Consider the following 487-nt stretch of genomic DNA (forward strand, 5'->3'; position numbering starts at 1 on the left):
CCAGGACGCCGCGACGGCGGCCAGCGCGTCGCCGTCGGGGTTGCCGCCGGCGGGCGTGCCGCAGACGTTGCAGTAGCCGTCCTCGATCGTGCCGGTGCAGCCCGGCTCGGCGCACTTCTGTTCGGTCATCGGTGTCCCTCCGGGAGGTCGCGCACGAGCGTCTCGAGCTGCTCGGTGAAGTGCCGGGCCAGGGGCCAGGTCGCAGGGAGTCGCGTCGAGCACGTCGCGCACCTCGCCCTCGCCCGCCTTCACGGCCGGCGACGACGAGCGCCCGTTGCCCTGGGCCTTCGTCATCAGGTTCTTGACGCGGTAGCGCAGCTCGGCGCGCTCCCGCAGCGGTGCGGTGTAGGCGTCCTCGACCTTCTCCATGGCGCGCTCGACGGCGCCCAGCCGCTGGACGTACGTCGTCAGCGCCACCTGCTCGTGCGGCACCTCGCCGAGCCGGAGCACGTCCGGGATCGCGAGCCGCGGCGGGTCGGCGACCTCC

1 pseudogene is annotated in these 487 nt (G+C 74.1%); it reads right to left on the reverse strand.

The features are described from left to right. Positions 1 to 487 (reverse strand): annotated as a pseudogene (locus tag PROKR_RS33390) (hypothetical protein); the annotation flags it as partial.

The sequence above is a fragment of the Promicromonospora kroppenstedtii DSM 19349 genome, assembly GCF_000515355.1.
GTDB lineage: Bacteria > Actinomycetota > Actinomycetes > Actinomycetales > Cellulomonadaceae > Promicromonospora > Promicromonospora kroppenstedtii.